Annotated in this window: 7 protein-coding genes; 3 read left to right on the top strand and 4 right to left on the bottom strand. The window is 63.3% G+C overall.

The genetic code is table 11. From position 1 onward, the window contains the following. Positions 1-55: 55 nt before the first annotated feature. Together FVV99_RS04650 and FVV99_RS04645 are read right to left on the bottom strand one after the other, a co-directional pair. Entirely contained in the window at positions 56-1,270 is a 1,215-nt protein-coding gene (locus FVV99_RS04650; protein WP_148252871.1) for an MFS transporter, read from the bottom strand. Positions 1,271-1,399: 129 nt separating this feature from the next. Then, on the bottom strand, positions 1,400-1,888 hold the full coding sequence (locus tag FVV99_RS04645; RefSeq protein ID WP_148253177.1) for a metallophosphoesterase family protein: 489 nt from the start codon (positions 1,886-1,888) through the stop codon (positions 1,400-1,402). A gap of 174 nt (positions 1,889-2,062) precedes the next feature. Between FVV99_RS04645 and recC the strand changes: the two genes are divergently transcribed. From recC to recD, 3 genes are read left to right on the top strand one after another with little or no spacing between them, the layout of a single operon-like run. Beyond that, on the top strand, positions 2,063-5,647 hold the full coding sequence (gene recC, locus FVV99_RS04640) for an exodeoxyribonuclease V subunit gamma (protein WP_148252870.1): 3,585 nt from the start codon (positions 2,063-2,065) through the stop codon (positions 5,645-5,647). Then, positions 5,644-9,663 (top strand): UvrD-helicase domain-containing protein, encoded by a 4,020-nt coding sequence (locus tag FVV99_RS04635; protein ID WP_148252869.1) that lies wholly within the window; start codon positions 5,644-5,646, stop codon positions 9,661-9,663. Before recC ends, FVV99_RS04635 begins: the two co-directional genes overlap by 4 nt. Continuing rightward, on the top strand, positions 9,660-11,933 hold the full coding sequence (gene recD / locus FVV99_RS04630) for an exodeoxyribonuclease V subunit alpha (RefSeq protein WP_148252868.1): 2,274 nt from the start codon (positions 9,660-9,662) through the stop codon (positions 11,931-11,933). The genes FVV99_RS04635 and recD overlap by 4 nt, the downstream gene beginning before the upstream one ends. 609 nt (positions 11,934-12,542) lie before the next feature. Here the strand turns inward: recD and FVV99_RS04625 are convergent. Both FVV99_RS04625 and FVV99_RS04620 read right to left on the bottom strand, forming a co-directional pair. Then, positions 12,543-13,742 carry a hypothetical protein gene (locus FVV99_RS04625; protein WP_148252867.1) on the bottom strand — a complete coding sequence of 400 codons (1,200 nt, stop codon included), beginning with the start codon at positions 13,740-13,742 and terminating at the stop codon, positions 12,543-12,545. A gap of 115 nt (positions 13,743-13,857) precedes the next feature. Beyond that, positions 13,858-14,544, bottom strand: a complete 687-nt coding sequence (locus FVV99_RS04620) for a hypothetical protein (RefSeq protein WP_148252866.1) — start codon at positions 14,542-14,544, stop codon at positions 13,858-13,860. Positions 14,545-14,615 lie beyond the last annotated feature (71 nt).

Raw genomic sequence — 14,615 nt, 5'->3', positions numbered from 1 at the left:
AAGTGCGTCGGCGAGCACGTCGTCTCGCGTTCCTGCACAGGCAATGTCACTGCCATTACGAGGAAGGATTGGTAGTTCCCAGCATGGCAACGATCCCCAGGGCCGGCCCGATGGCGAGCAAGGCGAAAGCGGCTCCCCACCCCCACGCATCGGCGACGATCGGGATCAACCATAACGTCGGCACCGTCAGGGTAAAACCGATCGCCAATTGCAACGTCAGGGCGGTGCCGACATAGCTCTGATCGGCGACCTCGGTTACCAGCGTCGAAAATTGCGCCGAATCCGCCACGACCCAGAAGCCCCAGATCAATCCCACCGCCAGTACCAGCGCGATGGGCGCGCCGGACAGGAACCCGATGATCAGCGCGCAACCGCCGGAGAGCCCCATCGCCAGCGATGTCGCCTTGGCGCGCCCCCAGCGATCGCCCAACAAGCCGCCCACGAGACAGCCCACCGCACCGATGCCGATCACGGCGAAGGTGGCATAGGCCGCCCAGCGCCCGGGGTCGGTGATATCATGGGTGGTCAGCACATGGGTAAAGAAAACCGAGAACCAGGCCCACATGGCATAGAGTTCCCACATATGGCCGAAGTAGCCAAGCGATGCCAGCAGTACCTTGCGGTCGGTGAAGGCCTGCCAGGCCTTGCCGGGATCGAACGGCGCGCGTGGAAACGGAAACGGGCCGTCACGCCCGATGAACTCAGCCATCAGGCCGCCCGTCAGGGTCAACACGGACGTGGCGATGATCACCACTCGCCAGTCCAGGCCACCCAGGCCATTGACGAGATGAGGCGCGGCCGACCCCAGCGTCAAGGCACCGACCATGATGCCCAGCGCGGTGCCTCGCTTGAACCGGAACCAGGTCGCCATGGCCTTCATCGCCGGCGGATAGACGGCTGCCAGGCAGGCACCGGTGATCAGACGCAAGACGATGGCCGGCCAGAATGCCTCGACCACCAGCAGCAGTGTATTGACCACGGCGGCGCCTGTCGCACCCCACAGCATCAAGCGGCGAGGCGACATGCGATCGGAAAGGCTCATCAATGCCGAGCCTAACGCCCCGACAACGAAGCCCAGTTGCACCGCGATGGTCAGCCACGCCGCCTGCCCCGGCCCCAGTTGCCAGTATTGCTCGAGTTGCGGCACGACCGCCGTAGCCGAGAACCAGGTGGTCATCGCCAGCAATTTGGCGCTGGCCAACACCGCCAGGCCGCGCCAGCAACCCTCGGGGTCGCGTTTGTCCAACTCATCCACTGATGTTCGTTGCATAACCGGCGCGCCACCTCACCATGAAAGAACCGACCAGTCGGTTCAAGATCGGATCATTTGACGGTAGTTGGCGACATTACCGGCTGTAAATCAGACAATCGTGTGCATCCGGGCATCACCCGGTCGCTTTCACAGCGGTATATGCAAGATCGCACCGCGCAAGCTTCGCTCACCGGCCCATAGCTTGCCGAGCGTGATCGGCAGCTTGAAACGACGCTTGCCGGCACTGCCGGGGTTGAACAACAGGCGACCGCTCTGCCACTCGTGACGCGGTTTGTGGGAATGGCCGTGGAGCACTGCCTCACAAGGCGTTTGCGGGTCGAAATCGGCAATATCGTGCACCAGGTGCAAACGCCAGCCGTTGACGACCAGGTCCTGCGTCATGGGCAGCCGCTCGGCCCACGCTGGCGTATCGATATTGCCACGTACGCTGTAGAGCGGCGCCAAGTCGGCGAGGCGTGCCAGGATGGCCTCGTCCTCGACCTTGCCGCCCACATCACCGAGATGCACGATCAGCTCGCAGCCTTCCAGCATCGTCAGGGCTTCGTCACGCAGCTTGCCGTGGGTATCGGAGATCACCCCGACCGGGGTGTCAATATCGAAACTCGGTACGCTCATCTCGCCATCCAGCCAGTCCTGCATTGGTAACGTCAGCATCGTTGATACTAGACATTGTTCGACAACTGCCTGCGCTCGTCGACGTTTCAGACACGACTCGGGGCCTTGATCGCGTTTATCCCTCCATCGATTTACGGCACTATAGGACCCCGTCTTGCTCGCAAAGGAATCGCCATGCCGCTGTTCGCCGACGCCGCTCAGGCTGACTCTCCGCCACCCGGTTTCATGGTGGTACACGGCAACCGTCTGGAGGATCTGCGCGAGCTGGCGGTGGAGTGGATGACGCGTCACCCGCTGGCGCCGCTGGAAAACGAAGTGATCCTGGTACAGAGCAACGGTATCAGCCAGTGGCTGAAACTGGCACTGGCCGAAGACCCGGCCCAGGGCGGCTGCGGCATTGCCGCCTCGCTGGACGTGACCCTCCCGGCACGGTTCCTGTGGCAGGCCTACCGCGCGGTGCTCGGCGAAGATGCCGTGCCGTCCAGTTCGCCGTTCGACAAGGCGCACCTGACCTGGCGACTGATGCGACTGCTGCCCGAATTGATCGTCCATGACGCCTTCACCGCGCTGGCACGCTTCCTCGAGGACGACGGCGATCTGCGCAAGCGCCATCAGCTCGCCGAACGCCTGGCCGACCTGTTCGACCAGTACCAGGTCTATCGCGCCGACTGGCTCGACGCCTGGGCCGAAGGCAACGACGTACTGATCGATGCCCGTGGTCAGGCCACACCGCTGGCCGACGACCAGCGCTGGCAAGCCATCTTGTGGCGCACCCTGCTCGAGGATGTCGGTGCGCAGGACCTGGAGTCCAGCCGCGCCGCCGTGCACCGCCGCTTTCTCGACACCAGCCGGACACTGACACCGGATCAACGTCCCGCCGGCCTGCCACGCCGGGTCATCGTGTTCGGCATCTCGTCGCTGCCACAGCAGACCCTGGAAGCCCTGGCGGTCATGGCGCAGGTCAGCCAGGTGGTATTGTGCGTTCACAATCCCTGTCAGCACTACTGGGCCGATATCATCGAACACAAGGACCTGCTGCGAGCCGAACGCCGCCGCCAGCGCACCAAGCCGGGCATGCCCGCGAACCTCGACGACAGCGACATGCACCTGCACGCCCAGCCGCTGCTGGCCGCCTGGGGTAAGCAGGGCCGCGACTATCTACGCCTGCTCGACGAGTTCGACGAGCGCCAGGCCTACGAAGGGCTGTTCGAGCGTGAAGCCCTGCGCATCGACCTGTTCGAGTCGCATGGCGACGACTGCCTGTTGCACCAGTTGCAGGAGGATATCCGCGAACTCCGCCCGCTACACGAAACCCGCGAGACCTGGCCGGCGGTGGTTCCCGAACGCGACGCCTCGCTGCGCTTCCATGTCGCGCATAGCGCGCTGCGCGAGGTCGAGATCCTGCACGACCAACTACTGGCCGCATTCAGCGAGGACGACACCCTCAAGCCGCGCGATATCCTGGTCATGGTGCCGGACATCGACAGCTACGCCGCCGCCGTGCAGGCGGTCTTCGGTCGGCTCGACCGCGACGACCCACGCTATATTCCCTTCACGCTTTCCGACCAGGCCAATCGCCATCGTCAGCCGTTGCTGATCGCTCTGGAAAAGCTGCTGCACCTGCCGGAACTGCGCCTGTCGGTAAGCGATCTGCTTGACCTGCTCGACGTTCCGGCACTGCGCCAGCGCTTCGGCATTGACGAGCACCACCTGCCCACCCTGACACGCTGGATCGAAGGTGCCGGCATCCGCTGGGGCCTGGATGCCGAACAGCGTGCCAGCCTCGATCTGCCCGGTGGGCTTGCCCAGAACACCTGGGCCTTCGGCCTGCGCCGGCTGATGCTGGGCTATGCGGTGGGCGCCGACAGCGAAGGCCCTTGGCACGATATCGAACCGTACGACGATATCGGCGGACTGGAAGCGTCGCTGGCCGGCCCGCTGCTCAGCCTGCTCGACACCCTGGAGGCGCAGTGGCGCACGCTAGCCTCCCCGGCGGACGTGCCCACCTGGTGCCAACGCCTGCGTGATCTGCTGGCCGCCTGCTTCACACCCTTCGACGACCGTGACATGCTGCTGCTCACCCAGCTCGAACAGGCGTTGGAAAGCTGGCAGGAGAGCGCCAACGAGGCCGAGCTCGCCGAGCCACTGCCGCTTTCCGTAGTACGTGAGCACTGGCTTGGCCAGATCGACGAAGCCAGCCTGTCGCAGCGTTTCCTGGCCGGGGCGGTGAACTTCGCCACGCTGATGCCGATGCGCGCCATTCCCTTCCGCCAGGTGTGCCTGCTGGGCATGAACGACGGCGACTACCCGCGCACCCAGCCCCCGCTCGACTTCGACCTGATGGGTCAAGACTACCGCCCCGGCGATCGCTCGCGGCGCGAGGACGACCGCTACCTGTTCCTGGAAGCGCTGCTCTCGGCGCGTGAGCGCCTGACCATCAGTTGGGTGGGACGCAGCATCGTCGACAACGCCGAGAAACCGCCCTCGGTGCTGCTCGGCCAGCTACGTGACCACCTGACGCGCGGCTGGCGCCTGGCCGGTCATGAACCGGAAGGGGACGCCGGCACCGCACTGCTCGAGGCGCTGACTACCGAACACCCGCTGCAGCCCTTCAGCCGGCGTTACTTCGAGAGCCAGAGCGAGCTGTTCACCTATGCCCAGGAGTGGCGCGAGGTGCATGAAGAACAGTCACCGCAATCATCGGAAACCGAACGCGAGCTGACGGCTTTCCAGCAAGACTCACCGTTGACGCTCGCCCAACTGGGCGGCTTTCTCAGCGAGCCGGTCAAGGCCTTCTTCACTACCCGGCTCAAGGTGTTCCTCGAGCAGGAAGCGGTCAGCCGCCTGGACAACGAACCCTTCGCCCTGGACGGCCTGGAACACTGGCAACTGCAGCACGAGCTGATCACTGCCCAGCGCCAGGCGGTGGAAGCCGGTGAACCCCGCGAGGCGGCGATGTTCGAGACGCTGGAACGACTGCAGCGCCAGGGTCGCCTCGCCATGGGCGGCTTCGCCGAGCGCATGCGTGAGGCGCTGATCGAGCCGATGGACACGCTGTTCGAACGCTATGCGGACGTCCTGGAAACGTGGCCGCATAACGTATCCGAACCGGCACCGGTGTCGTTGACCCTGGCCACGCCCCACGGCGAACTGGCGCTGGAAGACTGGCTCGACGAGCTACGCGAGAACGAGAGCGGCGATTGCTGTCGAGTATTGCTGCTCTCCAGCAGCCTGATCAACAACCGCCGACACAACTGGAAGCACTGGATGCGCCCATGGGTCACGCACCTGGCCGCACAGCTCGCTATCGGCCCGATGACCACCCAGCTACTGTCGCGTGCCGGTGAAGGCACCCTGCCCCCCTTGCCGGCGGACACCGCACGTCGCCACCTGGAAGCGATCGCGGCTGCCTGGCAAGCCGGCATGGCCGAGCCACTGCCCCAGGCGCGCGACACGGCCCTGGTCTGGATAGACAAGGGCGGCACGCCGGAGGCCATGCGCCGTTGCCTCGCTTCCAGCGCCGAGGCAGACGACCTCAAGGCGCTCGAGGCGACGCGCAAAACCTTCGACGGCGACGCTTACAACGCCGGCGAATGGGGGCGCGATCCCTACCTGGCACGCCAATGGAGCAGCTTCCAGGCCCTGATCGATAACGACGGCCAGGCCTTCGCCGACCTGGCCGAACGGCTCTATGCGCCGCTGCATGGCGAGGTCAAGACGAACACCAAGGGCAACGGCGGCCAGGGAGGCCGGTCATGAGCGACGTGCATCACGACAACACGCCACCGACGCTCGACCCGATCGGCCTGCCGCTGACCGGCAACCGCTTGATCGAGGCCAGCGCCGGCACCGGCAAGACCTTCACCATCGCCCTGCTCTACGTGCGCCTGGTGCTCGGCCCACGCTCGCCCGACGACAGCGCGAGCTTCCCGCGCGCCCTGACCCCTCCGGAGATCCTGGTGGTCACCTTCACCAACGCCGCCACCCAGGAACTGCGCGACCGCATTCGGGCACGGCTGGTCGAAGCGGCGGAGGTTTTTCTTCAGACGCCCGGAGACGCGTCAACCGACGCCAGTACCATCGACAGAGAAGATGCCCAAGGCGAGCCAGGGGCTGGTCGAAGCGAGGGTCTTTTTCCAGGGATGGAAAAAGTAGCGCCCAAGGATGGGTTTACAGCGCCCTCGCAGAGGCCTGCCCCCGGAGCCACTACGGACCCGCTGATCGCCCTGCGCGACAGCTACCCTCACGAGAACTGGGCGGCGATGGCCCGGCGCCTGCAACTCGCCGCCGAATGGATGGACGAGGCCGCCGTCTCCACCATTCATAGCTGGTGCTATCGCATGTTGCGCGAGCACGCCTTCGACAGCGGCAGCCTGTTCTCGCTGAACCTGGAGACCGATCAGTCGGAACTGGAACTGGAGGTGGCACGCGACTACTGGCGCAGCTTCTACTACGCCCTGTCGCGCGACGACCTGGAGATCGTGACGCAATACTGGAAGACACCGGAGGCCCTGAACGCTGCCGTCGCCCGGCTGCGCGATGACGCGGCGGCCCTGCCGGCGGCGCCTCCCCCCACCGAGACCCTGGCGCGGGTGCGCGAACAACAACAACGCCGACTCGATGAACTCAAGGCCCCGTGGCCCGCGTGGGTCGACGAACTAGCCCAGCTTTTCGATGAAGGGCAACAGGCCAAGGCATTCGCTGGCAACAAGATGCGCAAGGATCACCGCAACAACTGGCTACAAAAGATCCGCGAATGGGCCACTAGTGATCTGATATGGCCTGAACTTGATAAGAAGGCAGCAGTCTGGCATCGCCTGACACCGGAAGGGATCGCTGAAATATGGAAAGAGACTCCACCAGAGCATCCCGCCTTTGCCGCGTTCAAGAATCTACCCAGCGAATTGGAATCTCTGCCCAACGCCTATCCCGACCTGCTGGCGCACGCCGTGCACTGGATGGCCGAGCGCCGCGAGCAGGCCCAGCAACGTCGCGCCGAGATGGGACCCCACGACCTGCTCACCCATCTCGACCGAGCGCTTGCCGGCCCGACCGGCGACACCCTGGCCGAGCGTATCCGCACCCAGTTCCCGGTCGCGCTGGTCGACGAGTTCCAGGACACCGATCCCATCCAGTACCGGCTGTTCGACCGTGTCTATCGCCTGGCCCACGATGCCGGCGACAATACGACCCCGAACGCCAGCGCTGTCTTGCTGATCGGCGACCCCAAACAGGCCATCTACGCCTTTCGCGGCGCGGATATCCACACCTACCTGCAAGCCCGGCGCGATACCGCCGGCCGCCATGTCACGCTGGGTACCAACTTCCGCTCCAGCCGGCCGATGGTCGATGCGGTCAACCGCTGCTTCCAGTACGCCGAAGACGACCCACGCGGTCAGGGTGCGTTCCTGTTCCGCGATGCGAACGGCGACAATCCCGTCCCTTTCGTGGCCGTGAACGCCAAGGGACGCAAGGACTCACTCACCCGCGACGGCCTGCCACTGCCGGCGCTGACGCTATGGCATCTCGATGCCGAGGAACCGCTGGCCAAGACCACCTACCTTGCAGAGATGGCCGAGCGCTGCGCCAGCCATATGACCGACCTGCTGAGCGACGCCCAGGCCGGGCGGGCCGGCTTCAGCTCGCCCGACGATTTCACGCCGCTCGCCCCCTCCGACCTGGCGGTACTGGTCAACAACGCCAACGAGGCCAGCACGATCCGTACCGCCCTGGCTCGGCGCGGAATCAAGAGCGTCTACCTCTCGGACAAGGAAGGCGTATTCGAAAGCTCCGCCGCCGGCGAGCTGGAAGCCTGGCTGCACGCCGCCAGTGCCCCGGACGACGACCGCGCCCTGCGCACCGCCCTGGCCACGCCGTGCCTGGGGCTGTCGCTTGCCGAACTCGATGACCTGAACCGCAACGAACTGGCCTGGGAAGCGCGGGTGCTGCAGTTCCGCGACTATCACCGCCTGTGGCAACGCCAGGGCGTGTTGCCCATGATGCGTAAGATCCTTTACGACTTCGACGTCGCTAGCCGGCTACTTCAACATCAGCCGACCAACGAATCGTCGCACGGGATGACGGATGAGCTGACGCGCGCCGAGCAAAGCAGTGATGCGTCCGTGCCGACCTTCGTTGATGGTGAGCGAAGGCTTACTGACCTGCTGCACCTCGGCGAACTGCTCCAGCAGGCCAGCCTGGAGCTGGACGGCGAACATGCCCTGATTCGTTACCTGGCCGAGACGCGCGCCAATCCAGTGGGCCAGGACGACACCCACCGCCTGCGCCTGGAGAGCGACGCCGACCTGGTGCAGGTGATCACCATCCACAAGTCCAAGGGCCTGGAATACCCGCTGGTGTTCCTGCCCTTCATCGGGGCTCACCGCGAGACCAAGGCCAAAGACACGCCGTTGCGCTGGCACGACGATGACGGTAACGCGCGCGTCTCGCTGAGCGCCGACGACACCATCCTGGCCCGCGCCGACCACGAGCGCCTCGGCGAGGACCTGCGCAAGCTCTACGTGGCGCTGACCCGCGCCCGCCACGCCACCTGGCTGGGCATGGCGCCACTCCAGGGCCTGGAGAACAGTGCCATCGGCCAACTGCTCAATGCCGGCGAGCCCATCGCACCGCAGGCGCTGCGTGCCACCCTCGACACCCTGCGCGGCGACTGCGACGCCATCGCCGTCGAAGACGCGCCGCCGGTCGGCGAACGACGCGTGACATGGGCCGACGAGACGGCCCCCCTGGCACCCGCGCGCACGCCCGCACGTCGTGCTCGTGAGCACTGGTGGATCGCCAGCTACTCGGCATTGCGAGCCGGCATTCGCCAACAGGCCCTGGCGCCCGAACTCGCGGATTTCAACGCGGACGATACCGACACCCTTCAACACCCCGGCGACCACGCGGAACCCACGACCGCACTGGAAGCCACTGCCCGCGAAATACGCGACGAGCTCACCGAGGGAGCCCCGAGCCCTGCGGTGAACGGACGAAGCGAGGGCTCACTACACCATTTCCAGAGGGGCCCGGCCACCGGCACCTTCCTGCACGGCCTGCTCGAATGGGCCGGCCACCAAGGCTTCGAACGACTGCAAGCGCAGCCCGACGCGCTGAACGACACCCTGGCGCGGCGCGCCAACCTGCGCGGCTGGCAGCAGTGGATTCCGGCCCTCGAGAGCTGGCTGTGGAACCTGCTGGCCACCGAGCTGCCGCTGCCCGAGCAACCGGACGGCACACGTCCCACGCTGCGCCTGGATCGCCTCACCCGCTACCAGGTGGAGATGGAATTCTGGTTCGCCGCGCATGACGTCGACACCCGAGCACTGGACGCCCCCGTAAGTACTTACATACTCCCCGGCGCCCCACGCCCGGCGCTCGACACCGACACCCTCAACGGCATGCTCAAGGGGTTCATCGATCTGGTGGTGGAACACGAAGGCAGCTATTACGTGCTCGACTGGAAGTCCAACCACCTGGGACCGGACGACAGCGCCTACACGCCCGACGCCATGGCGGCTGCCGTGCTCGACAAGCGCTACGACCTGCAATACGCGCTCTACACCCTGGCGCTGCACCGGCTGCTCAAGTCACGCCTGCCGGACTACGATTACGAGCGCCACGTGGGCGGCGTCGCCTATGTGTTCCTGCGCGGCCTGCATGCCCCCTCGCGCGGCGTGCACCGCGAACGCCCCCCGCGCGAACTGATCGAACAGCTCGACGCGCTGTTTCAGGCATCGCCCTCCACCCGCGACACCGAAGGAGCCAGCGCATGACACCGGCCACGACCCAGGATGCCCATCCGGCGTGCAGCGACCCCGCTGCCCTGCTGGCCCTGCTCGACCAATGGGTGGCCCGCGGCTGGCTGCGCGCCCTCGACCGTGCCTTCGTCGCCTTTCTGCACCGCGAAGTGCCGGATGCCCCCGCACCGCTGCTGCTGGCCGCCGCGCTGGCCAGCCACCAGCTCGGCCGTGGCCATGTGTGCCTGGAGCTGGCCCACACCCTGGACGCCCCCGACCTCGCCCTCTCGCTACCCCCGGAAGGCGACGACGGCAGCGACGCACCGCCACTGCCCAGCCAGGTACTCGACGGCCTGACGCTGGCCGAATGGCAAGCCGCCTTGAACCATCCCGAGTTGGTCGCCAGCGGCCCCGGCAACACCCCGCTGGTCGCCATCGACCACGCCAACGGCACGCGCCTCTACCTGCGCCGCTACTGGCAATACGAACAGGATATCCGAGAACGGATCGCCATCAGACTCTCGGACTCCGATGAGTTGTGTAGGAGCGGCTTCAGCCGCGATAGCGCCGACAGGCGTCCGAATGACGCCACCAAGCGGCCCTCTGGCAACGCCACTGAAGGAACCACTCCCCCTTGTGGGAGCGGCTTTAGCCGCGATGGCGCCGCCAGGCGCCCGGCTGATACCACCGCTCTCGCCTCCATACTCGGTACCCTGTTCCCGGCCTCGAGCAACACACCCTACGACTGGCAACAAACCGCCTGCGCCCTCGCCGCCCGTTCACGCTTCGCCGTCATCACCGGCGGCCCCGGCACCGGCAAGACCACCACCGTGGTCAAACTGCTCGCCCTGCTCCAGACCCTGGCCTTCAGCGACAGTGAACGCCCACTGCGCATCCGCCTCGCCGCCCCCACCGGCAAGGCCGCTGCGCGCCTCAACGCCTCGATCGCCGGGCAGGTGGAAGACCTGTCACTGGATGGACTCAACGACTCTCCCGAGACGCTCAGGCGGCAGATCCCCTCCGAGGTGACGACGCTGCACCGCCTGCTTGGCTCACGCCCCGACACCCGGCACTTCCGCCACCACGCCGGCAACCCTCTACCGCTCGACGTACTGGTGATCGACGAAGCCTCGATGGTCGACGTGGAGATGATGGCCGCGGTGCTCACCGCCCTGCCCGGCCGCGCCCGGCTGATCCTGCTAGGCGACAAGGACCAGCTCGCCTCGGTGGAAGCCGGCTCGGTCCTTGGCGACCTGTGTGCGCGCGCCGACGGCGGCCACTACACGCCGGACACCGCCGACTGGCTGCAAGCCGCCACCGGCCAGGCACTGCCCGAAGACGTCATCGATCGCGACGGCCGGCCGCTGGACCAGGCCATCGCCATGCTGCGTGTCAGCCACCGTTTCGACGCCGACAGCGGCATCGGTCAACTGGCCGGCGCCGTCAACGCCGACCGGCCCGACAGCGAGAAACTCCGGAGCGTGCAGCGAATCCTGGAGCACGGCTATGCCGACCTGGCCCACCTCCGCCTGCACACGGCAACACACGGCAATGGCCCCGACAGCGACCTCGACACCCTGGTGGTCAACGGCAACCCGCAAGGCTTCCCCCATGCCGGCCAGGACCGCACGCTCAAGGGCCGGCCACTGCCGCCGCCGACGGGCTATCGCCACTATCTCGACACGCTGCGCGACCAACGCCCGCCGCAGGACGCCCCCCAGGACGCCTTCGACCACTGGGCCCAGGCAGTACTCGACGCCCACGGTAACTTCCAGCTCCTCTGCGCTTTGCGCCGCGGCCCCTGGGGCATCGAGGGGCTGAACGAACGCATCCGCCAGGCGCTGGAACGCCACAGGCTGATCGACACCATGGAAGGCAAGCGCCTGTGGTACCTCGGCCGCCCGGTACTGGTGACCCGCAACGACTACGGCCTGGGGCTGATGAACGGCGATATCGGCATCACCCTCGCCCTGCCGCACCCCCATGAGCCGGAGCGCAACGTGCTGCGCGTCGCCTTCCCCACCGGCGACCAGAGAAAACCCATCAAATGGGTACTGCCCAGCCGCCTGCAAGCGGTGGAAACTGTCTACGCCATGACCGTGCACAAATCCCAGGGCTCGGAATTTATCCACACCGCCCTGCTACTGCCGGATGCCCCCAACCCGATTCTCACCCGTGAGTTGATCTATACCGGCATCACCCGTGCCAGGCACTGGTTGACGCTGGTGGAAAGTGGGCGGGGGATATTGCAGGACGCCGTGCAACGAAGCGTCGTCAGAGTGAGTGGGTTGGGGATTAGTGAGTGAACATGCGTGGATTGGGTACAGGGGCTCGACAACAGGTGCAGAGGAGAGGGATCAGAAGTGAGCGTGGAGAACTTGCATCTTACGCCCGCAGCAACCTCGGCTTTGTAACGGAACCGTAGGCGCAACGGGAAAAGCATGACAATCGTGGGCCAATTCAACCCCGGATCCTTCGGACCAACAACGGATAGACGGGACCAGCAAATGCACCGATTATGGCTCCCTTTATCAGCGGACTTAGATCAGCGAATCCCGGAATCAAAGTAGTCGCAAAAAAGGCAACCAATATGCCGATTACTGTCGCGACAATTATTGAGAGGATGAAAACTTTCTTATCAACATGAGGGTTATCCTAATCTTCGTCTGAAGCTCTTCCACTCCACGGATATATTTCTGTAGAACGACACATCTCAATCACTTTTTCCTAACCCTGAATGGCCGGGATCGGTCAGAAACGGCCACCTGGCATTGAGATTTTCAGGCGGCTACTACTCTTGGCAGTATAGCAGACGGTCACGACACTCTGGTCCTTCTGCGGCATAACGGTTTGGTGCGGCGCGCCGCCTGAAGCGTCCGATTACTGGCAGCCACGTGTACCGGCGTCGCCTCGACCTAATTGTTAGCGTCACGCTTGCCAGCGGTCGGGATGCGCACCTGCAGGCCCGGGAGGTAAATTGAGACCGGATTGTCTTCAGCCGTTCCGCGCTCCTGTGGATCGAGATAGTTTCTAATATGCTCGATCAATTCGTTTCGAGCCGACGCGATTTTGTCCATGATCGTGTAGATATCTGACAGATCGATTATGATCGTGCGGCCTTGTGCAACATCGAACGGGATTTTATCGCCCTTCCGAATTATCTGTATTGTCGGCAATTTCGTCATGTGACGAACACCTAACTCATAAAACGCGTTCGGATTTCCGAATGACATATCTGCCACGCAGAACTTGCTAGACACGACATTCTCAAATACCTGCTGAGATATAAGTCCAGATTTTCCTATCTTGTCCGCCCGAACCACGGTTATTCCGAACTCCGTAAAGGCGGGCTCAATTAGATGGCGAAGCATCATGTCGGAATGCTTCCGGATTTCAGACCCTTCGTCACCTATCGGTGTGATATAGAAGCATACTGAGTCGCTTGAAGCACCTGGCGCGGCGCCGGCCTCTACTTCTGCCGGCGCCTCGTCCGGCTCTGGCTCGTCCCGCGTCTCGCCGTCGGTCTCTTGCGCCGCTGTTGTCGGGACCTTCTCAAGCCTAATGGTCTTCTTACCGTTGGCATGTTCAAGCAGGATTTCGGCGAACGCCGCATTCTCGATAATTATCCGCTTGGCCTCGTCGACGCGATTGCGCGGAATCTCGTAACGACTTTCCAAAACGTTGGCAAGGAACTCATCTTCGGGAATGATTTGCCCGTCATAGTCAGTATAGAATCGGCTTAAAATTGTGGGAATCGTTATAGCTTTAAGCTTGCCTTCCTCGCTTTCCCCAGCATAGTTCGGGGCAAGTATTTTCCGTCCCGTTTCAGACAGGTTATATTTCTCTCCATCTTGGAGAATCAGTTCATACGCTAGGGCTCCCCATATCAAGTACTTCGTATTGTCGGACTTCGCTCCGGCGCCCATTCCCCCTGCGAGCTCGTCCCAACTGGCGGGGCCTCCGGCGTAAACTTCGTGGATCGCTTTTGGTACCGAGACACACTCTTCGAGGGTTCGGCGGGGAAGCTTGCTTGTGGGAATCCGCTGCGCCCCCTTTTTCGGGCCGCGTTTCGGACTTTCCGACGCCGTTTTTGTATCCGTTTCGTCTTCCGACATTGTTTACTCCATCGATAACTCACTAACGCCTATTCATAAGCGGCGCGGTGCAGCCGCGTCCGGCGCCGAAGGCGCGTACTTGATGTATTGGTTAGGCGGCATCCCTCCGAAATAGCTAGGACAAAGCTCCCCGCGATAAAAATGATAATGTCTTGTCGTATTTCTTTGACTGAGTACTGCTAGAATCAGATTTCATCTTGTTCAGTGCGCGTTTGTACGGATTCTGACCATTTACGCTGCCGTTGTTAAAGGCGTATGCGTAAACGGGCCCCTCTACGTCGGACTTAAGAACTTTGGGGTCCTCAACCTTTCGGTACATCGCTCTTTCTTCTGGATGAAAACCAATCTCTCTCATACTTTGCAATGTAGATGGTGTAAGCAGCAGTCCAATCCAATCTTGACCTTCTCCATAGGTGTACGCATCAATCAATGCAGGGCCAATAAAAATATTCCGTTCCTGCTGGGAATATAAATCGCCACACGATATGGCGCCACGCACAGGTATCTCATTGAGAATAAGGTTCTGGAAGAATGTGCGACTCAAGTGCTCTAGAAGAGCGAAGTGTTTCGCACTATCAGAAGCGGAATAAAGTAGAAATGTATCTGAAAACCATGACGAATATAGCCCACGGTGATTATACTCTAAGGCTGAGTCTTCCAGATGCTTAAGCGCCTTCTCGTAGATCGGTAATATTCGTTGGATGCTATTCGTTTCAACCAGTCGTCGAAAACCCAATAGGTCGAGATAGCAGAACCATCTTTTCGTGTACTTAACCTTCGGAGGCTCGTTCTTTTTCTTCATAATTCTCTCTGTCCATGGGTGCCCACAGTGTGCGCATGACGCCTAACCGCCTCAATAAGCCGACGCGTCAG

Origin of the sequence: Aidingimonas lacisalsi, from assembly GCF_008079445.1 — a bacterium.
Taxonomy (GTDB): domain Bacteria; phylum Pseudomonadota; class Gammaproteobacteria; order Pseudomonadales; family Halomonadaceae; genus Aidingimonas; species Aidingimonas lacisalsi.
The sequence above is the reverse complement of the archived record's forward strand: the minus strand, read 5'-3'. Positions and strand labels throughout refer to the sequence as shown.

Excerpts from the sequence above, each read along its gene's own strand:
- FVV99_RS04650 (WP_148252871.1), bottom strand. The coding sequence starts at position 1,270 with ATGCAACGAACATCAGTGGATGAGTTGGACAAACGCGACCCCGAGGGT.
- FVV99_RS04645 (WP_148253177.1), bottom strand. The coding sequence starts at position 1,888 with ATGAGCGTACCGAGTTTCGATATTGACACCCCGGTCGGGGTGATCTCC.
- recC (WP_148252870.1), top strand. The coding sequence starts at position 2,063 with ATGCCGCTGTTCGCCGACGCCGCTCAGGCTGACTCTCCGCCACCCGGT.
- FVV99_RS04635 (WP_148252869.1), top strand. The coding sequence starts at position 5,644 with ATGAGCGACGTGCATCACGACAACACGCCACCGACGCTCGACCCGATC.
- recD (WP_148252868.1), top strand. The coding sequence starts at position 9,660 with ATGACACCGGCCACGACCCAGGATGCCCATCCGGCGTGCAGCGACCCC.
- FVV99_RS04625 (WP_148252867.1), bottom strand. The coding sequence starts at position 13,742 with ATGTCGGAAGACGAAACGGATACAAAAACGGCGTCGGAAAGTCCGAAA.
- FVV99_RS04620 (WP_148252866.1), bottom strand. The coding sequence starts at position 14,544 with ATGAAGAAAAAGAACGAGCCTCCGAAGGTTAAGTACACGAAAAGATGG.